The organism is Pseudomonas gessardii (genome assembly GCF_001983165.1).
In the GTDB taxonomy this organism is placed as follows: domain Bacteria; phylum Pseudomonadota; class Gammaproteobacteria; order Pseudomonadales; family Pseudomonadaceae; genus Aquipseudomonas; species Aquipseudomonas gessardii.
Genome location: NZ_MNPU01000022.1, coordinates 41168 through 62690 on the forward strand (window position 1 = coordinate 41168; position 21523 = coordinate 62690).

Genomic DNA, 21523 nt, shown 5'->3' on the forward strand with positions numbered 1-21523 from the left:
TTCCGACGCCGTGCGCGTTAAACCCTGGAACTATTCGCTCTTTTGCTTATCAAGCGCGGCCTGATACAACACGTTCTTGCGCACCCCGGTGATTTCTGCGGCCAGGGCCGCGGCGCGCTTGAGTGGCATTTCCTTGAGCAGCAGGTCCAGCACACGCATCGCTTCGCTGCCCACGGCATCTTCACTTTCCGGCGCCGTCCAGCCCGCAACCAGCACCACGCACTCACCGCGCTGCTGATTGCTGTCACCCTCGACAAACGCCCGCAGCTCTTGCAGCGGCAGGCCCTTGAGGGTTTCAAAGGTCTTGGTCAGCTCCCGCGCCAGCAAGGCCAGGCGCTCACCACCAAAGACCAGCTCCATGTCCTGCAGGCACTCGAGGATACGGTGCGGCGCTTCATAGAAGATCAGGGTGCGCGGCTCTTCCTTCAACAGTTCCAGGCGCGCCCGGCGCCCCACGGCCTTGGCCGGCAGGAAACCCTCGAAGATAAAGCGGTCGGACGGCAAGCCCGCCGCCGACAAGGCCGCAATCAACGCGCACGCCCCGGGAACCGGGACTACATTGATACCCGCGGCACGTGCCTGACGGACCAGGTGGTAGCCCGGATCGGAGATCAACGGCGTACCGGCATCGGAAATCAACGCCACGTCATCGCCTGCGAGCAGGCGGGTAATAAAGCGGCTGCCCTCGTCACGCTCATTGTGCTCATGGCAGGCCGCCAAGGGCGTGGCGATACCGAAGTGCTGCATCAGGCGCAGCGAGTGCCGGGTGTCTTCCGCCGCAATCAACTTGGCTTCGCGCAACACTTTCAGCGCCCGCGCGCTGATGTCGTCCAGGTTGCCAATGGGCGTCGCCACCACAAAAAGCGAGCCAGCAGTGGAATTCAAAGGACCTGGAGCAGTCAAAGCGCACACCTCGATGATTGGCAAAAGCCATATTGTAGCGCGTAGACGTCAAGAAAATGCGCCAACGGGGTCGCGTCCAGACGGTCTGTTTGCGGTGGTTACTGACACCCTGCAACATTTAAACGATCTAAATAGACGGTTTCACGCCAGTAACATCGCGCCCCGGCCAGTGCTTGGGTACAATTCCACGCTAATTTGATCGGTATCAGGAACACTTACATGATCGCTTGCCTGCGGCTGTTCTCTGCCCTCTGCCTTGCTGCCCTGTTGGCGGCTTGCGCCAGCTCGCCCTCCTCCAGCCTTGGCGAACTCCCACGGACCCCGGATGCCACCATCGAACAGTTGCTCGAACAGGCGACTTCGGCCAAGACCCCGGAACACGCTGCACTGCTGCGCCTGAGCGCGGCAGACATGGCTTTCCAGCAGAACAATCCAGCACGCTCCGCGCAGATCCTCGCGCAAGTGCCACTGGACAGCCTCAAGCCAGCCGCCCAGATCTTTGCCAGCACCCTCACGGCAGAACTGGCCATGGGCCGCAACCAGCCCAAGGCAGCGTTGGCGGCGCTGAGCCACCCAAGCCTGCAAAACCTCAAGGAATTGCCGCCGGAGCAGCAGATCCGCACCGGCACCGTGCATGCTCGCGCCTATGAAGCCGACGGCCAGACCCTGGCCGCCGCCCGCGAACGCGTGGCCATGGCCCCGTTGCTCACCGGCGATGCCGCCGCGAGCAACCACGAAGCCATCTGGAGCCTGATTGCCGCCGTGCCTGGCGAGCAGCTGCAGGCCAGCGGCAACCCGGTGCTCGACGGCTGGATCACCCTGGCCCAGGCCATCAAGAACGCCGGCACCCTGGAGCAGCAGCAAGCTGCCATTGATACCTGGCGTGCGCAGAACCCTGCACACCCGGCGGCGGTGCAACTGCCGACGCCGCTAACCAGGCTCAAGGAGCTGGCCAGCCAGCCCCTGAATAAAATCGCCCTGCTGTTGCCGCAACAAGGCCCGCTGGCCAGCGTGGCCAAGGCCCTGCGCGAAGGCTTCATGGCCGCGCACTACCAGGCGCAACAGGCCGGGCAGAAGCCACCGGTCATCGAGGTCTATGACAGCTCACGCGTCAGCTCCCTCGATGAGTTCTACAAGAAGGCCCAGGCTGACGGCGTGCAACTGGTGATCGGCCCGCTGGAAAAGCCGCTGGTCAAGCAACTCAGCGCCCGCCCGCAATTGCCCATCACCACCCTGGCGCTGAACTACAGCGAGGGCGACCAAGCCCCGGCGCAACTGTTCCAGTTCGGCCTGGCGGCCGAAGACGAAGCCCGCGAAGTATCGCGTCGCGCCCGCGCTGACGGCCTGCACCGCGCCGCCGCCATGGTGCCCAAAGGCGAATGGGGCGAGCGCGTGCTCAAGGCCTTCCGCCAGGACTGGGAAGCCAACGGCGGCACCCTGATCGGCGTCGAATATGTCGACCAGCCTGTGGCCCTGGCCCAGCAGATCGCCGATCTGTTCAAGCTGCGCCAGAGCGAAGGTCGCGCCAAGAGCCTGCAAAGCACGGTTGGCGCGGATGTCGCGGCACAGCCCTCGCGTCGCCAGGATATCGAGTTCATCTTCCTCGCCGTGACGCCGCAACAGGCCCAGCAGATCAAGCCGACGCTGAACTTCCAGTACGCGGGCGATGTGCCGGTGTATGCCACTTCCCACGTGTTCAGTGCCAGTGGCGACAAAAACCAGTACAACGACATGAACGGCATTATGTTCTGTGAAACGCCGTGGCTGCTCAACACCACCGACCCGCTGCGCAACCAGGTCACCGCACAATGGCCACAAGCCAATGGCAGCCTGGGCCGCCTCTATGCGATGGGCGTAGACGCCTACCGCCTGGCACCACGCCTGGGTCAACTCAAGGCGCTGCCCGATACCCGTATCGATGGCCTTTCCGGCAACCTGGGCATGAGCCCAAGCCAGCGGATCGAACGCCAGATGCCGTGGGCCAAGTTTGTCAGCGGCCAGATCGAACGCCTGCCCGATACCCCGCGCTGATGCCCCCACGCTCCAGCGCACAAAGCGGCAAGGATGCCGAACAACAAGCACTTGAACACTTGCAGCAACAGGGTCTGCGCCTGCTGGCGCAGAACTGGTTATGTAAACGCGGCGAGCTTGATCTGGTCATGCTTGACGGCGATACAGTAGTATTTGTCGAAGTCCGCTACAGAAAATACGCACAATGGGGTGGTGCGCTCGCCAGTATCGACGCGCGTAAACGCCAAAAGCTGATACTCGCCGCGCAGTTTTTCCTGCTCAGTGAACAGCGCTGGGCTGACGCACCCTGCCGTTTCGATGTGGTTGCCATACAAAGCACGCCCCACGGAACCGCTGATCTGCACTGGCTGCGCAATGCCTTCGACGGCTGAGCACCACCTGGGCAGGTCGGACATCTTCACCGCACACTTTTGCTCTTTGCTTTGCGGGCTGCACATTCGTGTGCCATACAGCCGCGCTACTTAAGGTCACACAGATGGACATGCAATCCCGAATTCGCCAGCTTTTCCAGGCCAGTATCGATACCAAGCAACAGGCGATGGACGTACTTGCACCGCACATCGAGCAAGCCAGCCAGGTCATGGTCAACGCCCTGCTCAACGAAGGCAAAATGCTTTCGTGCGGCAACGGCGGCTCGGCCGGCGATGCCCAGCACTTTTCCTCCGAGCTGCTCAACCGCTTTGAGCGCGAGCGGCCGAGCCTGCCGGCTATCGCCTTGACCACCGATTCGTCGACGATCACCTCGATCGCCAACGACTACAGCTACAACGAAATCTTTTCCAAACAAATCCGTGCCCTGGGCCAACCGGGCGATGTGCTGCTGGCGATTTCCACCAGCGGCAACTCGGCGAACATTATTCAAGCGATCCAGGCCGCACATGATCGCGAAATGATTGTCGTAGCCTTGACCGGGCGCGACGGTGGCGGCATGGCCTCGCTGCTGCTGCCCGAAGACGTGGAGATCCGCGTCCCGGCCAATGTCACCGCACGTATTCAGGAAGTCCATCTGCTGACGATCCACTGCCTGTGCGATCTGATCGACAGCCAACTGTTCGGGAGTGAAGAATGACCGTTAACCGCCTCAGCCTTTTGGCCATCACGCTGTGCCTCGCTATCAGCGGCTGCACCTCGGCCATCACTGCGACCCGCGACACACCGATCCAGGACGACCGCGGCACACGTACCTTTGGTAGCAAGATCGATGACTCGCTGATCGAGACCAAGGTCGGCGTCAACGTGGCCAAGGCCGCCCCCGACCTGGGCAACGGCGCATCGCGTATCGTCGTGACCAGTTTCAACGGCATCGTGCTGCTTGCCGGGCAAACCCCGCGCGCCGAGCTCAAGACCCAGGCCGAACAAGCCGCTTCGACTGTGCAACGGGTCAAGAAAGTCCACAACGAATTGCAGGTCGCGCAGCCCATCACCCTGCTGGCAATCAGCAATGACGCCGTGCTGACCACCAAGATCAAGGCACAGATGCTCACCGACAGCGCAATTCCCGGCTCGCGGATCAAGGTCGTGACTGACAACGGCATCGTCTACCTGATGGGCCTGTTGACCCAACAGGAAGCCACCCGTGCGACCAACCTGGTACAGGGTGTGTCCGGGGTACAGAAAATCGTGAAGCTGTTCGAGTACATCGACTGATGTAATCACCAGCCACAAAAAAGGGCGCCGTGCATTGACTGCACGGCGCCCTTTTTTGTGGCTGGCGGTTACTGGTACTGCTGGTACGGATTGCCCTGGAACTGGTTGTTCTGCTGCTGTTGCTGCGCAGGCTGGCCATACTGTTGGCCCGGGATCGGACCGAGGTTGACCTCCACGCGGCGGTTCTGCGCACGACCGTTGACGTCGGCGTTGCTGGCAATCGGGTTATCCGGGCCGGCTCCACGGGTGGTCAGGTTGGTCGGGCTCACACCTTGGGACGTCAGGTAGTTGGCCACGCTTTGCGCACGCCGCTGGGACAGGTCCATGTTGAGCTGGCGGCTGCCGGTGCTGTCGGTATAACCCACAATCTGGATGGTGTTCTGGTTGAACTGCTTGAGCGACCCCGCCAGGTTGTTCAAGGGGGTGTAGAAGCTGCTGGCGATCGCATCGGAGTTAGTCGCAAACGTGATGTTACCCGGCATGATCAGCTTGATCTGGTCACCCTGGCGCTGCACCTCGACGCCGGTATTGGCCATGCTTTCACGCAGTTTCTTTTCCTGCTGGTCAGCGTAATAGCCATAACCCGCAGCACCGATACCGGCCACGGCGGCACCGATCAGCGCCCCCTTGCCACGGTTATCGTGGTCAATGGCGGCCCCCGCCAACGCGCCAGCCAGCGCGCCGAGGCCGCCGTACTTGGCGGTTTTGCTCATACCTTGTGAACCGCTGCCTGCCTGTCCCTGGCTGCCATCGTAAGGGTTAGGGGAAGCACAGCCCGACAACAGGGCTACCGCAGTGGCAACAACAAGCAGACGACGCGAAGTGAACATGAAGGAAGCTCCTACTTTTGCATTCTGTGATGCAGAGGACATTGGCAATGGACCTGTGCCGAGTTTGGAACACGACAAACGGCAAAAATTCCGTGACCGGCCCCTGCCCTGTAACAAAAGATGGAGGCCGGCACACTTACCTAAACCCTAGCAGAGCCTCGCCAGATCAGGCCCTGACAAACGGATTTTCGCGCATTTCATCCCCCAGGCGCGTATCCGGGCCGTGCCCTGTCACCACGGTCGCGTCTTCGTCCAGGGTATACAGGCGCTGCTGGATCGAGCGCACGATGGTCGCCTGGTCGCCGCCCCACAAATCCGTACGCCCTACCCCGCGCCGGAACAAGGTATCCCCGGCGATCAGCAGCTTGGCATCGGCAAACCAGAAACTCATGGAGCCCGGTGTATGCCCGGGCGTGTGCAAAGCCACGCCGCAGCCACAGGCCAACTCTTCATCATCGGCCAACCAGCGATCCGGCGACGGCACCGGAGTGTAGGGCACGCCGAACATCTGGCACTGCATTTCCAGGTTATCCCACAGGAATTGATCGTCCTTGTGCAGGTGCAGTGTGGCGCCGGTCTTCTCTTTTAATTGGCCAGAGGCCAGGAAATGATCGAGGTGCGCATGGGTGTGGATGATGCTCACCACCTTCAGGCCCAGCGCGTCGAGCCGCGCCAGGATCAGCTCATGGTTGCCACCCGGATCGACCACGATAGCCTTCTTGCTGATCGGATCACCGATGATCGTGCAGTTGCACTGCAACGGGCCGACGGGAAAAGTTTCACGGATCAGTCCAGGGGTTGCGATTTGCATAAGGAATCCCTTCTAGCTGTTGGCGCGTGCGGCGTGCAGTTTTTTGTAGCTGTCGATCAACCGCAGGTGCCGGTCCAGGCCTTCGAGTTTCATGCTGGTTGGGGTCAGGCCATAAAAGCGCACGCTGCCCTCCACCGAACCAATGGCGGCATCCATGCGCTCGTTGCCAAACATCCGACGGAAATTGGCCTCGTAGTCTTCCAGTTCCAGGTCCTCGTCCAACTGCATCTCCAGCACCGCATTCACCGCCTGGTAGAACAGCCCGCGTTCGACGGTGTTGTCGTTGTATTGCAGGAACATCTCCACCGCCTCTTTCGCCTCTTCAAACTGCTGCAAGGCCAGATAGATCAGCAGCTTCAGCTCCAGGATCGTCAGTTGGCCCCAAGCGGTGTTGTCGTCGAACTCGATGCCGATCAGGGTGGTGATATCGGTGTAGTCATCCAGCTCGCTTTCCACCAGGCGCTCGACCAGCGCTTGCAGGCCGTCTTCATCCAGGCTGTGCAGGTTCAGGATATCGGCGCGGAAGAACAACGCCTTGTTGGTGTTATCCCAGATCAGGTCGTCCACCGGATAGATTTCCGAATAGTCCGGCACCAGGATCCGGCAGGCCTTGGCGCCGATATGCTCGTACACCGCCATGTAGACCTGCTTGCCCATGCCTTCGAGAATGCCGAACAGGGTCGCGGCCTCTTCGGCGTTGGAGTCTTCGCCCTGGCCGGAGAAATCCCACTCCACGAACGCGTAATCGGACTTGGCACTGAAGAAGCGCCACGACACCACGCCGCTGGAGTCGATGAAGTGTTCGACAAAGTTATTCGGCTCGGTCACCGCATGACCTTCAAAGGTCGGCTGCGGCAAGTCATTCAGGCCTTCAAAACTGCGGCCCTGGAGCAACTCGGTCAGGCTACGCTCCAGCGCCACTTCCAGGCTTGGGTGGGCACCGAACGAGGCAAACACGCCCCCGGTACGTGGGTTCATCAGGGTCACGCACATCACCGGGAACTCGCCGCCCAGGGATGCATCCTTGACCAACACCGGGAAGCCCTGCTCTTCCAGGGCCTGGATACCGGCAAGGATGCCTGGGTATTTGGCCAGTACGTCGGCCGGTACATCCGGCAAGGCGAATTCGCCTTCGATGATTTCGCGTTTCACCGCGCGCTCGAAGATCTCCGACAGGCACTGCACCTGGGCTTCAGCCAGAGTATTGCCGGCACTCATGCCGTTGCTCAGGTACAGGTTTTCGATCAGGTTGGAGGGGAAATACACCACCTCGCCATCCGACTGGCGCACAAACGGCAGCGAGACGATGCCACGCTCTTCATTGCCGGAGTTGGTGTCGATCAGGTGTGAGCCACGCAATTCGCCATCGCGGTTGTAGATTTTCAGGCAGTACTCGTCGAGGATTTCCACCGGCAGCGCATCTTTGCGGCCCGGCTTGAACCAGCGCTCGTCCGGGTAATGCACAAACGCCGCATTGGCGATGTCTTCGCCCCAGAACTGGTCGTTGTAGAAGAAGTTGCAGTTTAGGCGCTCGATAAATTCGCCCAGGGCCGAGGCCAGCGCGCCTTCCTTGGTCGCGCCCTTGCCGTTGGTAAAGCACATCGGCGAATGGGCATCGCGGATATGCAGCGACCAGACATTGGGCACGATATTGCGCCACGAGGCGATTTCAATCTTCATGCCCAGGCCCGCGAGAATGGCCGACATGTTGGCGATGGTCTGCTCCAGCGGCAGGTCCTTGCCCGCGATATAGGTGCCCGCGTCTGAAGCCGCAGCCGGCATCAGCAACGCCTGGGCGTCGGCGTCGAGGTTTTCTACCTCTTCGATGACAAACTCAGGCCCGGCCTGTACCACTTTCTTTACCGTACAACGGTCGATGGAACGCAGGATGCCCTGGCGATCCTTGTCGCAAATATCCGCAGGCAACTCGACCTGGATCTTGAAGATCTGGTTGTAGCGGTTTTCCGGGTCGACAATATTGTTCTGCGACAGGCGGATATTGTCCGTGGGGATATTGCGCGTGCTGCAATACAACTTCACAAAGTAAGCCGCACACAACGCCGACGAAGCCAGGAAGTAGTCGAACGGACCGGGGGCCGAGCCATCGCCCTTGTAGCGAATCGGCTGGTCGGCCACCACGGTGAAGTCATCGAACTTGGCTTCGAGCCGGAGATTGTCGAGAAAATTGACCTTGATTTCCATGCGGGATTACCAGAATAGCGGAGCAAACGAATTGGCCGCCATTATCCGGCTTTTGCGGCGCAAGTCTCCCCCTTACCCCAACAACCCCATCTCCTGCGCCCGCGCGACCGCCTGGGTACGGCGCTCGACCCCCAGTTTGCTGTTGATATGACTGGCGTGGGTCTTGACGGTGTGCAGCGAGATAAACAGTTGGTTGCTGATCTCCTGGTTGGAACAGCCCTGGGCGATCAACTGCAATACCGCCAGTTCCCGGGCGCTCAGGGTTTCGCCAGTATGGGTGGTTTCGGCCGGTTCACGCGGGGCAACCGCCGGCAGCAGGGCCCACAGGCTTTGTCGCAACATGTCATTCGGCGCCTGGCCCAGTTGCTCGCGCAGCCAGTCGGGATAACGTTCCAACAGGCGCTGGAAGGGTTGCAAGGCGCCGCCGCTGGCCATTTGCAGGGCGCGGGCAAAAACCGGCCGGGCGGACGCTGCCTGGCCGTCGTCCAGTAACAACAGCACGTGCTGGTTCAGGGCCATCACCGCGATCATCTGCTGGCCTTTGCTTTCGGCTTGCCGCGCCACGCCATCGAGGCGACGCAAGGCGCTGTCGGATTGGCCGCGAATGGCATCCAGGGCCGCCTGTTGCAGCTCGATATGTTGCGGCAGGTGTGGATGAAACTCCGGGGCGGCGGCGGCCTGCTCGCCGTTATAGGTCTGCCCCAGGCGCGCCAGCCAGGCATCGGCCAGGTCGGTACGGCCCTGGGCCAGCCACAGCTCGCATTTGATCAGGGTGATCATGGCCAGGTAGTAGATCGGCGGCACGTCCCAGATATGCATCAACCGCTCGGCTTCGGCCAGCTCGGCAAAGGCCTTGGGGAAATCGCCACGGCGCCCCTCAAGGTTGGCGATGACACAGTGGCCGATCAACACACTGATATCCCGGCAGGCGCGGGCTTCGGCCAGCCCTGTGCGCAGACGCAGCAGGCCGGCTTCCGGCTGGCAACGCATCAGCAGCAGGAAGCCTTCATACAACGACAGGCGGGCACGCACCGCATACAGGCGCTGGGACGCCAGGCCCTGCAAGCGTTGCAGGCCCTCGCGCACCTCGTCCAGGGAGCGCAGGATTTCCCCGCGGGCCTGCAGCACCCGCGCCCGGTCGTAATGGGCCAGGGCCTCGAACAACGGGTTGCCGACGCGTTGCGCCAGTTCCAGGGATTCGCGGTTCAAGCCCCGCGCACGCCACAGGTCGGCGTCGACGATGGCCAGGTTCGACAAGGTCGACAGGCACATCAAGCGCTGGCCGTAACGCTTGTGCGGCAGGCTTTCCAGGGCTTCTGTGCAATACAGCTGGGTCAGCTCGCGATTGCCGCGCCCCCGGGCGATGATGCCGCTGAGGGCCAGCCACTGGGCCAGCATCGACTTCTGCGCCGTGGCCGACGGTGCCGGCAGGAAGCGGCTGAGATGGCTGGACAACTCTTGCGCCGCATCCAGTTGGCAGGCCAGCCCCAGCGCCCAGCTATAGAGCACGATCAAGCGCGGCGTGCTGATCAACAGGCTGTCGGGCAAGTCCATCTTCCAGCGCAGGAGCATGCCGACGTTCTGCTCGGCCAGCAGCTGTTCTTCAGACAGGTTCTGCACCAGGTTCGCCGCCACATCCAGGTGCCCCGCGCGCAGGGCCTGCTCCACGGCTTCATCGAGCAAGCCCTGGGCATTGAACCAGCGACAGGCGCGCAAATGCAGGCTGGCGGCCGGCAATATCGCATTCGGTGAGCGGCGGGTGCGCAGCAAGTCGGAAAACAGGTGGTGATAGCGATACCAATGGCCCTGCTCGTCCAACGGCACCAGGAATACCTGGTGGGCTTGCAGGTAACGCAGGATTTCCGCGCTGTCATGGGCCTCGCGCACCGCATCGCACAGCTCGCTGCAAAAGCGCTCCTGGGAGGCGGTGTCGTAGAGGAACCCCTGGACTTCCGGCGGCAGGCAATCGATCACCTCTTCCAGCAGATAGTCACGGATCAACCCTTCCCCGCCATGCAGGCCCTGGGGCAGGTCGGCCTCGCTGCCGGCTTCAGAGGCAGCCAGCAACCAGAAGCGCAAGCCGGCCACCCAACCTTCGCTACGGCGAATCAGGTTATCCAAGGCCTCACCGCGCAGCGAGCTGCTATGGCGGTCGAGCAAGGCCAGGGATTCGTCGTTGGTCAGGCGCAGGTCCTGTTCATGCAACTCCAGCAAATGCCGGGACAAACGCAAGCGCGCCAAATGCCAGTCGGGGCGCTGGCGGCTGGTGACCAGCACCAACAGGCCATCGGGTAAATGGTTGAGGAAAAACTGCAGGCAACGATCCAGCACCGGGCCCTGGGCCAGGTGGTAGTCATCCAGTACCAACAATAACGGGGTGCGTGTGGACAGGTGGACGGTCAATTCGTCGAGCAAGCCATCGAGCCATTCTTCAAAGGCAAACGGTTGATGGCGCTGGCGCATTTTCAACAAACCCAGGGCTTGGGCACCGACCTGCGGGAAATACTGCTGTAAACCTTCCAGCAGGCGCTCAAGGAAGCGCCCCGGATCACTGTCCCGCGAACTGAGGCCCAGCCACAGGCTTTGCCAGTGAGCCGGCAAGCTTTGGCAGAACTCCACCGCCAACGAACTCTTGCCAAACCCGGCCGGGGCGCTGACCAGCAATAGACGCCCGTCCAGGCCCGCGCTCAAGCGCTCGCACAAACGCGGGCGCAGCACATAGCCATCGGGCAGCGGGGGTCGGTAGAAGCGCCCTTCCAGCGTGGGGATTACCGCACTGGCAGGCCCTTGGATTGGGGACAGATCAGTCATCGCCGGGCTCTTGTAATAGGCTGTGGTCGGCATTGCAGATGTCCGCAGACTAGCGTTAAAAGCTGCCGCTTTGTAGATCTTTGCAACATTTGTCTGAAAAAGACTACAACAAGAAATAACCAACTATTTTCCGACTGCCCCAAAACAAATGTGGGAGCGGGCTTGCTCGCGATGGCGGTGTTTCAGTCTGAGTTGCATTAACTGACCCACAGCCATCGCGGGCAAGCCCGCTCCCACACAAGCCCTCTCCAAGCCCGGACTTGCTTACCGCCAGTTAGCGAACACCATCCTGACGCAGGGCCGCCGGGGTGAAGTCGTTGGTGGTGGCGGTGAAGCCGAAGTCATAGGCTTGCTTCTCTTCGTTCTTCATGCCCAGGGCCAGGTAGCGGCCGGACTGCAGGTCGTAGAGGGTTTCGAGGGCGTACCACGGCACTTGCTTGTCGTAGTAGTTCTCGCCATGGGCTTCGGCCACGCGCCACAGTTGGCCACGACCGTCGTAATGGTCGATCACGGCGGCCTGCCAGGTGTCTTCGTCGATGTAGAAGTCACGCTTGGCGTAGATATGGCGCTGGCCTTCCTTCAAGGTCGCGACCACATGCCACACGCGGCGCAGTTCATAGCGCGCCAGGTCCTGGTTGATGTGGCCGGCCTTGATGATATCGGCGTACTTGAGCTTCGGATCGTCGAGCTTGTAGCTGTTGGAGGCGATGTAGATTTCCTTCTTGCCTTCCAGCTTCCAGTCGTAGCGATCCGGGGCGCCGTTGTACATGTCGAGGTTGTCGGAAGTGCGCAGGCCATCGGCGGCAGTACCCGGCCCGTCGTAGGACACTTGCGGCGCACGGCGCACACGGCGCTGGCCGGCGTTATAGACCCACGCGGCGCGTGGTTCCTTCACCTGGTCGAGGGTTTCGTGTACCAGCAACACACCACCGGCCAGGCGCGCCGGGGCCGTCACCTTCTGCTTGAAGTAGAACAGGATGTTACCCGGGTTTTTCGGGTCGTAGTCCTTCATCTTGTCGCGGAACACGAACTGGTCCTGGAAGTACACCAGGCTGTACGAACCGTTGGCCTGCGGCGTGGCCTGGGTCACCAGGCGCGTCACGCTGCCGCCGCGATAGCGGGTGATGTGGTTCCAGATCACCTCGACCCCGCTTTTCGGGATCGGGAACGGAATCGCGGTCTCGAAGTTTTCCAGGCCGTTACCACCGCCTACCAGGTTGGTGCTGGTGGCGTTCTTCTTGATGGAGGCGAACACTTCTGCCGGCACGGTGGCGCCGCGATGGGTGGCGTACACCGGCATCTTGAAGGTTTCGGGGTAGCGCTTGAACATCGCGTACTGCCCCGGTGCCAGCTTGTCTTTGTACTGCTCGACGTTCTGCGCGGTGATGGTGAACTGCGGTTGCTCGCTGGCATACGGGTTGGCCAGGAAGCCCTTGGCGTCCACGGCGCCGGCGTTGGTGGGCATCGCCTTCCAGGCCGGGATGGTGCCGGCGGCGTTGCCGGCCATTTCCGCGCCCATCGGGGTCAACGTGGTGCCCAGCTTGGCGGCTTCATCCGCCGAGACGGCCGCCATGACGCTGCTGGCCATGATCGACAGTCCCAGCACACCCACGTGCAACAGACTTTTGGTTATTTTCATGTTCTGGTCTTCCTGAAAATACTGACTGCTTAAAGAGTGTGCTTAGAAGTTCACGCCGGCGCTCAAGGCGACGAAATCGCGGTCATCCACCGTGCTGAAGTCGCCACCAAAGAAGTTGGTGTAGTTCAGGCTGACGGTATAGGTGTTCTGGTATTCAGCATCCACCCCCAGGCTGACGGCCTTGCGGCCCTCTTCAAAGTTGCCGCCAGGGCCTGGCGAGTAACCTTTGACGTCATGGGACCAGGCCACGCTTGGCTTGAGGTTGACGCCAGCGAAGACGTCCGGGTATTCCCAGATGGCACGGGCGCGGTAACCCCAGGAAGTGGCGGTGGTATAGCCGTCCTGGTTGCAGTTGGTGTTCAAGCCGGCAGTGCTGCCGCCCAGCCCGGCACCTGCGGATGTCGAAGCATTCAGACGGTTACAGAAACCGCCGGGCAAGCTGCCTGGACCAAACACCGGGTCACGCCCATAACGCGCCTCGGACTTACTCTCCAGCCCACCGACATGCGTCACACCGATCTCACCCACGGTCGTCAGGCGGCTTGCCCCCATGACCTGGTCGAAGAAGTGCGTAAAGGTCGTTTGGAACTGGCTGACTTCCTTGCGGCGATAGCCATGCAAGTCCTGGCCAGGCTGCCCCTTGAGTACCGAGGCATTGTTATACCCATTAACCCCAGTCACCCCGGCAAACAGGATATCCGTGGTGTTGAGTTGTACCGGCGCATTCGGACGGTAGCTCAACTCACCACTCCACGCCGTACCCGTAGGCAAGGTGGTGGAGAAACTCAAACCGTAGAGGCGGATGTCTTCCGGGTATTCAACAAAATAGTTGGAGTTACCCGCGACGATAACCGGCGCCAGGCCGGCCAACGGGGCTGGCAGGTTATTGGCAATGTTGAACACACGCTGGGAGGCGCCCTGGCCACTGAAAATCGGCGCACGGCTGTGATAGTTCATGAAGTACGCGCCGAACTCGGTATCCAGCGGTTCAAAGTTGTAGTGGAACGCAAAACCGAACTGCCCACTGTCACGTGCATCGCGGTCAGGTCCACGGGCGACCTTCACACCCTCTTCGTTCATGTCGACCCCTTGGGACGTCAGGAACGGGATGGCTGTTGCCGGAAATTGCGAACGCTTGTTCAGCACCCGCAGGTTGTCGCTGCAACCATCGGAAATAACATCCGGCTGCGAGAAGAAAGTCCCACAGTTATCGGTAACCGTCTGGTCCCACTCCAACTGATAGAAGGCTTCTGCCGACAGGTTGTCAGTCAACGATTGGGACACGTAGAACATATTGACCGGGATCAGGCCTTCCTTGATCTCGGCCCCCGGACGACGGAACGCCGACACGTCGATCGGGTTGACCGAGTTGATGCCGCCACCGATGAAGGTACTTTCACCCCAGCTCACGACCTGCTTACCAAAGCGCACCGAACCCGGCGCATCGGCAATGGAGTAGTTGTGGTAGACGAACGCATCGAGAATCTGCCCGCCCGAGGACTTGGCGCCTTCTTTGCGGTTGTTGTCGCTGATGTCCTTGAACTCGCGGCTTTCGTCCTTGAGTTCAAAGTCGTACCAGTATTTGCCACGTACGAATACGCCGGTATCGCCGTACTTCAGTTCCAGGTCATGGATGCCCTTGAAGATCTTCGAGAACGTCTCCCCACGCTTGAAGTTCAAGTGACCGTCATCGGAGGTCTGCGACAGCCCCCTGCCGCCGTTGTTGGCGCCGATCAGGTCCTTGTTGGGCTTGGACGTGCCCCAACTGGCCCCCACCGACAGGGACGAGTCGAAGCTGCCTTCGATTTCACCGATGTTGAAACTGACGCCGAATGCGGGCCCGGCGAGGGTCGAGGCAAGACTGACCGCCAGGGGTAATCTCGCCCGGCGCCAGAACTGGTTTACTGAGGTCATCGACGCTACTCCATGTGCATTTTATTGTTATGGCAGTGAGCCTTTTCAAACACGCTTGTAACAGCCGGAATACAACGATTCCAATGCCAGACAGCTGCCGGACCACCCAGGCCCGCAGCGCCGCATCCTTGAAAAACGCTGGGAGGGACTATAGCCAGCGGGGGGTATCGCTTGATCCCTCTAAAGTGTGATTTGCATCACCAACCCGTCTGCAACAGCCCTTTCGCCATGTCAGCGAGGGCTGACGCGAAAGAGGATGGCTGAAATTCACCAAATGACAAGGCGAAGGCTTGTAATAGAGCATTGCCGTGCCCGGACGGGCACGGCACGAGGGGTCAGAGCGTGGAGAGGAAGGTGCTGTTATTGGCCTGCCATTCGATGATGTCGATACGGATACGTTTCTTGTCCAGCTTGCCGACGCTGGTCTTGGGAATTTCCGTAACAATGGCAATCTGACTTGGAATCGCCCACTTGCTCAAGTGGCCCTGCTCGACATACGGCTTGAGGTGTTCCTTGAGTTCGCGGGCGCCAATCCCGTGGCCTTCACGGACCACCAACAGCGCAAACGGGCGCTCGCCCCACTGCGGGTCGGCAATCCCGACCACCGCTACTTCGCGTACCGCCGGGTGACGGCTGACCAGGTCTTCGAGGGCCAGGGACGAAACCCACTCACCGCCGGTCTTGATCACGTCCTTGATACGGTCGCGAATATCGATCACGCCGAAGGCATCGAGGGTGGCCACGTCGCCGGTGTGCATCCAGCCGCCTTCCCAGAGCTCGGCGCCCTTTTGCGGTTCCTTGAAATAACCTTCGCTGAGCCACGGCGCACGCAGCACCAACTCGCCCTGGGACTCGCCATCGGCCGGGAGGAAATTGCCTTCACCGTCGACGATCGCAGCCTCCACCAACGGCCCGGGCACACCGGCCTTGATCCGATAGGTGGTGCGCTCGTCTTCGCTGCCGGCCATCAGTTCGTCATTGAGGTGGGCACAGGACACCAACGGGCCGGTCTCGGACATGCCGTAGGCCGCCGTCAGCTGGATACCACGGGCCTTGGCCGCCTCATACAGCGAGCGGTTGAGGGCGCTGCCGCCGATGACGATCTTCCAGCCGGCAAAATCCACGCCCTGGGCGGCCTTGGCATTGAGCAGCATCTGCAGGATGGTCGGCACGCAGTGGGAGAACGTGACCTTCTCCTTGCGCCATAGCTCCACCAGGTATTCCGGGTCGTAGCGCCCGGGGTAGACCTGCTTCAGGCCCAGCATGGTCGCCACATACGGCAGGCCCCAGGCGTGCACGTGGAACATCGGCGTGATGGGCATGTACACATCGTTGGTGCCCAGCAGGCGCACGCTGTCGACGCTGCCCATGATGGTCGCCACGCCGATGGTGTGCAGCACCAGTTGGCGGTGGGTGAAATACACCCCCTTGGGGTTACCGGTGGTGCCAGTGGTGTAGAAGGTGGTGGCCACCGAATGCTCGTCGAAATCCTCGAAGGTGTACTGCGTACTGGCGGCCGCCAGCAGGGTTTCGTACTCGCCTACCAGGTTGGGCAGGTCGGCGGTTTTTTCTGCGCCATCGGTCAACAGCAGGGTCTTGTCGACGGTGGTCAACTGCCCGGCAATCGCTTGGTACAGGCCGACGAACTCGCTGTTGACCAGCACAAAGCGGTCCTCGGCGTGGTTCATCGTGTAGAGGATCTGCTCTGGCGACAGGCGCACGTTGATGGTGTGGATCACCGCGCCAATCATCGGGATGGCGAACATGCATTCCAGGTAACGGTGGCTGTCCCAGTCCATCACAGCTACGGTATCACCGGCCTTGACCCCGGCGGCGGTCAACACATTGGCCAGGCGGGCGACGCGCTCGATCAGGGTGGGGTAGGTGTAGCGCAGTTGGTCGCGGTAGATGATTTCCCGGGTTTTTTCATAGCGCACGCCCGACATCAACAGGCGTTTGATCAACAGTGGGTATTGGTAGGCGCCTTCGGCGGGCGGGATAACACGAGTCTGCAACATACGAATCCCTTTTTATGACTGCACGGTCTTGGCTAAAGGATTTGCACTGTAGAGACCTTGCACGCCGGCCAAATCAGCCGAAGGAATGATTTGCAGGGCTGAATGAATGCTAGCTTTGCGCCAGCATTCATTCACGGATAACGCGATCAGCGCTCGGTAAACGCTACTTTCACACCGATGGCAATCAGCACCACCCCCATGCTCCGATCAAACCAGTGGCCCATGCGCGCAAAACCTGCGCGCACGCGCTGTTGGCTGAACAACATGGCCACCATGCAGAACCACAGGGCGGTGGCCACGGCCAGGTACAGGCCATAACCGGCCTGGATCGCCAGCGGCGTGTGGGGGTTGATCACCACGGTGAACAGCGACAGGAAAAACAGCGTGGCCTTGGGGTTCAGGCCATTGGTCACAAAACCCGAGGTAAAGGCGCCGCGGGCACTGCGCTCGCCCACTTCGCGGTGCAGCTCTTCTTCGCCGGCAGGCTTGGCCGGCTGCGCGCGCAGGGCCTTGAAGCCGATGTACAACAGGTAGGCCGCCGCCGCCCATTTCAAGGCGTTGAACAGCACGATGGACTGGGACACGATCAAGCCGATACCGAGCAACGAGTAGCCAACATGAAGGAAAATCGCCGAACCGACGCCCAACGCCGTCCAGGTGCCGGCACGCCGGCCATGGGTCACGCTCTCGCGCACCACCACGGCAAAGTCCGGCCCGGGGCTGGCCACGGCCAACAGGTGAATCAACGCCACGGTCAAAAACTCGGTGATGTACATGCACACTCCAAGAAGTAACTGATTATTTCATCTGGTAGGCTCGGCAGATTACGCTTTTGAACCCTGTCACAAAAGGTACAGTTGATGACGAACAATCGCCGCGCGGTCTTCCTCGATCACCCTTCCCTCGATCTGGGGGACCTGGACCTGAGCGGGTTGCGGGAAACCTTCAGTGACTTGCAGTTGTGCGAACAGACCCGCGCGGATCAGGTGATCGAGCGCTTGCAAGGCGCTCAAGTAGCGATCAGTAACAAGATCCTGCTCAACGCCCAGACACTGGCCGCCTGCCCCGAGCTGAAGCTGATCCTGATCGCCGCCACCGGCACCAATAACGTCGACCTGGCCGCCGCCCGCGCCCAGGGCATTACCGTGAGCAACTGCCAGGGCTACGGCACGCCGTCGGTGGCGCAACACACGATCATGCTGCTGCTCAACCTCGCCACACGCCTGAAGGACTATCAAAAAGACGTCGACGCCGGCCTGTGGCAGCAAGCCAGGCAGTTCTGCCTGCTGGATTACCCGATTGTCGAACTGCAAGGCAAGACCCTGGGTTTGCTGGGCCATGGCGAGCTGGGCGGCGCCGTTGCGCGCCTGGCCGAAGCCTTTGGCATGCGCGTGATGCTGGGCGCCATCCCCGGCCGCCCGGCCCGTGCGGATCGGGTGCCACTGGACGAGCTGCTGCCGCAGATCGACGCCCTGACCCTGCACTGCCCCCTCAACGAACACACGCGGCACTTTATCGGGGCCCGCGAGCTGGCGCAGCTCAAGCCGGGCGCGTTCGTGGTCAATACCGCACGCGGTGGCCTGATTGATGAACAGGCCTTGGCAGACGCCTTGCGCAGCGGTCATCTGGGCGGCGCGGCCAGCGATGTGCTGAGCGTCGAACCACCGACCACCGGCAACCCGCTGCTGGCCGGTGACATCCCCCGGCTGATCATCACCCCCCACAGTGCCTGGGGCAGCCGCGAAGCGCGGCAGCGGATCGTCGGCCAATTGACCGAAAACGCCCGGGGCTTTTTCAGCGGCGCCCCGCAGCGCGTCGTCAGTTGATAAACTGCGCTCCTTTTTCAGGAGCAGACCATGGATCCGCGCAGTGAAGTACTGCTTCGCCAGGCCGAACTTTTTCAAGGCAACGTGTTGCTGGCCGGCCTGCCCGCCGACGACCTGCTGGGCCGCCTGCCCAATGCCCATGGTTGGTGCTGGCATGCCGGTGACCAGGCGGCGCTGGATGCGCGGTTTGCCGAGCGCAGCCATTTCGGGGTGAATGTGCCGCAGCGTGCATTCGACACGGCCGTGGTGTTCCTGCCCAAGTCCAAGGATCTGGCCGACTACATCCTCAAGGCCGTGGCGGCACGGCTGCCGGGGGCCGAGCTGTACCTGGTGGGCGAAAAACGCGGCGGCATCGAAAGCGCCGCCAAGCAACTGAACGCCTTTGGCAAGCCGCGCAAGCTCGACAATGCGCGGCACTGCCAGCTGTGGCTGGCCACCGTGGCCAACGCTCCGGCGGCACCCGAGCTGGAAAGCCTGGCCGAGGTGTTTGAGGTGCCGCTGGCCGACGGACCGCTCAAGGTCGTCAGCCTGCCGGGCGTATTCAGCCATGGCCGCCTGGATCGCGGCACGGCGCTGCTACTGGAACACCTGGACAAACTGCCCAGCGGTCATCTACTGGACTTCGGCTGTGGCGCCGGCGTGCTCGGCGCGGCGGTCAAGCGACGCTACCCGCACAACACCGTGACCCTGCTCGATGTGGACGCCTTCGCCACGGCCAGCAGTCGCCTGACCCTGGCCGCCAATGGCCTGCAAGGCGATGTGTTGACCGGCGATGGTATCGACGCGGCCCCCATGGGCCTGGATGCGATCTTGAGCAACCCACCGTTCCATGTCGGGGTGCACACGGATTATTTCGCTACAGAAAACCTGCTGCGAAAAGCCCGCCAACATCTGAAAAACGGCGGCGAACTTCGGTTAGTCGCCAATAGCTTCCTGAAGTACCAACCACTGATCGAAGAGCATCTGGGCGTGTGCGCAGTCAAGGCCGAGGGCCAGGGCTTTCGCATCTACCGTGCCAAACGCGGCTGACGGGCGTTTGAAAAAGAAGGCTTGCCGAATGGATTTTGCCAAGGCAGAATCCGCTCCGTCCTAGGGGAGTAGTCTCCCACGAGCAATATGCTCGTCCGGCATACGTCAACATACTTGGTCAGCAGACCATGGCGTATGCGACCCAGGAGTCCGCACAGACGGACCGGGGTTTGACAAGACCTATGACACGCACACCTTACCCGGGGCGGGAAGGCTGTACGTGTCATAGCCGTGTCGACCCGCCCCTGGAAACCTACCTGATGCTGGATTCACTGCTCGTTCCTACCGCAATCGTTGCCTTGGCCGAAATCGGCGACAAGACGCAATTACTCGCGCTCATTCTCGCCGCACGCTTTCGCAAACCCTGGCCGATCATCGCCGGCATCATCGCTGCGACCCTCGCCAACCACGCCGCCGCCGGTGCCGTGGGCGCCTGGTTTGGCAGTTTCTTCTCGGATGCGGTGCTGCACTGGATCCTCGCCGCGAGCTTCTGCGCCACGGCCCTGTGGACCCTGGTGCCAGACAAACTCGACGATGACGAAACCAGCACCTCACGCAAGTTCGGGCCGTTCCTGACCACCCTGATTGCATTCTTTATCGCAGAAATCGGTGACAAGACGCAGATCGCCACGGTGATGCTGGCGGCACAGTACCCGGAGTTGTGGCTGGTGATTATCGGCACCACCTTAGGCATGTTGATTGCCAACGTACCGGTGGTTCTGGCGGGGAATTTCGCGGCGGAAAAACTGCCACTGACCCTGATTCGGCGCCTGGCAGCCTCGGCGTTCTTCATCCTGGCGCTGGTGGCGGTGTACAAGGCCATGCAAAGCAGTGGCTGGATCTAATTGCAAATGTGGGAGCGGGCTTGCCCGCGATAGCGGTGGGTCAGTTAAATATATCTAACCTGGCACTCCGCCATCGCAGGCAAGCCAGCTCCCACATCTGGAGCTTCACAAGGCCTGGATTATCAGGATTTCTTGGCCTGCTGGTACAACGGCATCACCTTGGGAATCGCCGCCTGCAACGAGGCGATCCGGCTGCTGGAGGCCGGGTGGGTACTCATGAACTCAGGCGGCGCGCCTTCGGAGGCCTTGGCCATTTTGTTCCACAGCGTGATGGCGGCGTTTGGGTTGTAACCGGCACGGGCCGAGAGCTCCAGGCCGATCAGGTCGGCTTCGTTCTCATTGCTGCGGCTGTTGGGCAAGGTCATGCCGTAGTTGGCCACGGTGTCGGCCAGCGCCATGCTGTCCTGGCCCAGACCCAGCAATGCACCGGCGCCCTGCTTGGCCATCTCGATGCCGTAGGCCTTGGACATCGCTTCGCGGCCGTGTTCGCGCAGGGCGTGGGCAATTTCATGGCCCATGACGGCCGCCAACTCGTCGTCGGTCAACTTGAGGTTTTCGATCAACCCGCTGTAGACAAAGATCTTGCCGCCAGGCCCGCAGTTGGCGTTCATCTCGTCGCTCTTGATCAGGTTCACTTCCCACTTCCACTGCGCTGCATCCGGGCGGAAGGTGGGCGCCTGGGCGATCAGCCGCTTGGCGATGGCCTGCACGCGCTTGGCGTTGGTGCTAGTCTTGTCCACCAGGCCCTTGCCACTGGCTTCACCCAGGGTCTGCTGGTACGACTGCGCGTACATCTGGTCGACTTCCTGACTCGACAACATGCTGAACATGTACTGCTTGCGTTCCACACCCACGGCACCGCCGCTGGTGGTATTGACCGACTGGCAACCGGCGAGCAGCAAGGCTGCGCTCAAGGCCGTGACCACCAATGATTTTTTCATGCACATTCTCCCTGAAAACATGGCGCGTATCGTAGGCGCTCCCTTGTATCCGCGCCAGATACTCCTGACGTTTAAC

The 21523-nt window shown here is 61.3% G+C and carries 17 protein-coding genes and 1 riboswitch; of the genes, 7 read left to right on the forward strand and 10 right to left on the reverse strand.

Annotation, left to right across the window (positions count from 1 at the left end; translation table 11 throughout):
- Nucleotides 1–30: 30 nt before the first annotated feature.
- Nucleotides 31–903, reverse strand: coding sequence for a 16S rRNA (cytidine(1402)-2'-O)-methyltransferase (rsmI, locus tag BLL38_RS16440; RefSeq protein WP_076963508.1), 873 nt, complete (start codon nt 901–903; stop codon nt 31–33).
- Between the two features lie 219 nt (nt 904–1122).
- On the opposite strand from rsmI, the gene BLL38_RS16445 reads away from it, so the two are divergent.
- The 4 genes from BLL38_RS16445 to BLL38_RS16460 all read left to right on the forward strand — a co-directional run bounded on the left by BLL38_RS16445 (nt 1123) and on the right by BLL38_RS16460 (nt 4581).
- Nucleotides 1123–2934 carry a penicillin-binding protein activator gene (locus BLL38_RS16445; RefSeq protein WP_076963509.1) on the forward strand — a complete coding sequence of 604 codons (1812 nt, stop codon included), beginning with the start codon at nt 1123–1125 and terminating at the stop codon, nt 2932–2934.
- A complete protein-coding gene (locus BLL38_RS16450; RefSeq protein WP_076963510.1) occupies nt 2934–3305 on the forward strand; it encodes a YraN family protein in 372 nt (123 codons plus the stop codon). Before BLL38_RS16445 ends, BLL38_RS16450 begins: the two co-directional genes overlap by 1 nt.
- 104 nt (nt 3306–3409) lie before the next feature.
- The gene (locus BLL38_RS16455; protein WP_003171862.1) at nt 3410–4003 is read left to right on the forward strand and encodes a phosphoheptose isomerase; all 594 of its coding nucleotides are present in this window, start codon (nt 3410–3412) and stop codon (nt 4001–4003) included.
- Nucleotides 4000–4581, forward strand: coding sequence for a BON domain-containing protein (locus BLL38_RS16460; protein WP_076963511.1), 582 nt, complete (start codon nt 4000–4002; stop codon nt 4579–4581). The genes BLL38_RS16455 and BLL38_RS16460 overlap by 4 nt, the downstream gene beginning before the upstream one ends.
- Before the next feature lie 68 nt (nt 4582–4649).
- Here BLL38_RS16460 and BLL38_RS16465 read toward each other — a convergent pair whose 3' ends face one another.
- From BLL38_RS16465 to BLL38_RS16500, 8 genes are all read right to left on the reverse strand, one after another.
- Complete coding sequence (locus BLL38_RS16465) at nt 4650–5411, reverse strand: YiaD family glycine zipper/OmpA-like lipoprotein (RefSeq protein ID WP_076963512.1); 762 nt, start codon at nt 5409–5411, stop codon at nt 4650–4652.
- 166 nt (nt 5412–5577) lie between these two features.
- Nucleotides 5578–6222: an MBL fold metallo-hydrolase gene (locus tag BLL38_RS16470; RefSeq protein WP_076963513.1), complete on the reverse strand. Its 645-nt coding sequence runs from the start codon at nt 6220–6222 to the stop codon at nt 5578–5580.
- 12 nt (nt 6223–6234) lie between these two features.
- The gene (locus BLL38_RS16475; RefSeq protein WP_076963514.1) at nt 6235–8424 is read right to left on the reverse strand and encodes an OsmC domain/YcaO domain-containing protein; all 2190 of its coding nucleotides are present in this window, start codon (nt 8422–8424) and stop codon (nt 6235–6237) included.
- Between the two features lie 72 nt (nt 8425–8496).
- Entirely contained in the window at nt 8497–11235 is a 2739-nt protein-coding gene (locus tag BLL38_RS16480; RefSeq protein ID WP_076963515.1) for a winged helix-turn-helix domain-containing protein, read from the reverse strand.
- 274 nt (nt 11236–11509) lie between these two features.
- Nucleotides 11510–12874, reverse strand: a complete 1365-nt coding sequence (locus BLL38_RS16485) for a DUF1329 domain-containing protein (RefSeq protein WP_076963516.1) — start codon at nt 12872–12874, stop codon at nt 11510–11512.
- 42 nt (nt 12875–12916) lie between these two features.
- Nucleotides 12917–14788, reverse strand: coding sequence for a DUF1302 domain-containing protein (locus BLL38_RS16490; RefSeq protein WP_076963517.1), 1872 nt, complete (start codon nt 14786–14788; stop codon nt 12917–12919).
- A 335-nt stretch (nt 14789–15123) separates the two neighbouring features.
- A complete protein-coding gene (locus BLL38_RS16495) occupies nt 15124–16806 on the reverse strand; it encodes a fatty acid--CoA ligase (RefSeq protein ID WP_076963518.1) in 1683 nt (560 codons plus the stop codon).
- Between the two features lie 146 nt (nt 16807–16952).
- On the reverse strand, nt 16953–17582 hold the full coding sequence (locus BLL38_RS16500; RefSeq protein ID WP_076963519.1) for a LysE family translocator: 630 nt from the start codon (nt 17580–17582) through the stop codon (nt 16953–16955).
- An 84-nt stretch (nt 17583–17666) separates the two neighbouring features.
- On the opposite strand from BLL38_RS16500, the gene BLL38_RS16505 reads away from it, so the two are divergent.
- The 3 genes from BLL38_RS16505 (at nt 17667) to BLL38_RS16515 (ending at nt 20506) form a co-directional block, all read left to right on the forward strand.
- A complete protein-coding gene (locus BLL38_RS16505) occupies nt 17667–18632 on the forward strand; it encodes a 2-hydroxyacid dehydrogenase (protein WP_076963520.1) in 966 nt (321 codons plus the stop codon).
- 30 nt (nt 18633–18662) lie between these two features.
- Nucleotides 18663–19661, forward strand: a complete 999-nt coding sequence (locus tag BLL38_RS16510) for a methyltransferase (RefSeq protein WP_076963521.1) — start codon at nt 18663–18665, stop codon at nt 19659–19661.
- A 50-nt stretch (nt 19662–19711) separates the two neighbouring features.
- Nucleotides 19712–19833: riboswitch (yybP-ykoY riboswitch) on the forward strand.
- An 88-nt stretch (nt 19834–19921) separates the two neighbouring features.
- Entirely contained in the window at nt 19922–20506 is a 585-nt protein-coding gene (locus tag BLL38_RS16515) for a TMEM165/GDT1 family protein (RefSeq protein WP_038443301.1), read from the forward strand.
- Nucleotides 20507–20628: 122 nt separating this feature from the next.
- On the opposite strand, the gene BLL38_RS16520 is transcribed toward BLL38_RS16515, so the two are convergent.
- Complete coding sequence (locus BLL38_RS16520) at nt 20629–21447, reverse strand: M48 family metallopeptidase (protein ID WP_076963522.1); 819 nt, start codon at nt 21445–21447, stop codon at nt 20629–20631.
- Nucleotides 21448–21523 lie beyond the last annotated feature (76 nt).

Bases quoted from the DNA above. Each gene is read 5' to 3' on its own strand.
- BLL38_RS16445 (WP_076963509.1), top strand. From the start codon at position 1,123: ATGATCGCTTGCCTGCGGCTGTTCTCTGCCCTCTGCCTTGCTGCCCTG.
- BLL38_RS16450 (WP_076963510.1), top strand. From the start codon at position 2,934: ATGCCCCCACGCTCCAGCGCACAAAGCGGCAAGGATGCCGAACAACAA.
- BLL38_RS16455 (WP_003171862.1), top strand. From the start codon at position 3,410: ATGGACATGCAATCCCGAATTCGCCAGCTTTTCCAGGCCAGTATCGAT.
- BLL38_RS16460 (WP_076963511.1), top strand. From the start codon at position 4,000: ATGACCGTTAACCGCCTCAGCCTTTTGGCCATCACGCTGTGCCTCGCT.
- BLL38_RS16465 (WP_076963512.1), bottom strand. From the start codon at position 5,411: ATGTTCACTTCGCGTCGTCTGCTTGTTGTTGCCACTGCGGTAGCCCTG.
- BLL38_RS16470 (WP_076963513.1), bottom strand. From the start codon at position 6,222: ATGCAAATCGCAACCCCTGGACTGATCCGTGAAACTTTTCCCGTCGGC.
- BLL38_RS16475 (WP_076963514.1), bottom strand. From the start codon at position 8,424: ATGGAAATCAAGGTCAATTTTCTCGACAATCTCCGGCTCGAAGCCAAG.
- BLL38_RS16480 (WP_076963515.1), bottom strand. From the start codon at position 11,235: ATGACTGATCTGTCCCCAATCCAAGGGCCTGCCAGTGCGGTAATCCCC.
- BLL38_RS16485 (WP_076963516.1), bottom strand. From the start codon at position 12,874: ATGAAAATAACCAAAAGTCTGTTGCACGTGGGTGTGCTGGGACTGTCG.
- BLL38_RS16490 (WP_076963517.1), bottom strand. From the start codon at position 14,788: ATGACCTCAGTAAACCAGTTCTGGCGCCGGGCGAGATTACCCCTGGCG.
- BLL38_RS16495 (WP_076963518.1), bottom strand. From the start codon at position 16,806: ATGTTGCAGACTCGTGTTATCCCGCCCGCCGAAGGCGCCTACCAATAC.
- BLL38_RS16500 (WP_076963519.1), bottom strand. From the start codon at position 17,582: ATGTACATCACCGAGTTTTTGACCGTGGCGTTGATTCACCTGTTGGCC.
- BLL38_RS16505 (WP_076963520.1), top strand. From the start codon at position 17,667: ATGACGAACAATCGCCGCGCGGTCTTCCTCGATCACCCTTCCCTCGAT.
- BLL38_RS16510 (WP_076963521.1), top strand. From the start codon at position 18,663: ATGGATCCGCGCAGTGAAGTACTGCTTCGCCAGGCCGAACTTTTTCAA.
- BLL38_RS16515 (WP_038443301.1), top strand. From the start codon at position 19,922: ATGCTGGATTCACTGCTCGTTCCTACCGCAATCGTTGCCTTGGCCGAA.
- BLL38_RS16520 (WP_076963522.1), bottom strand. From the start codon at position 21,447: ATGAAAAAATCATTGGTGGTCACGGCCTTGAGCGCAGCCTTGCTGCTC.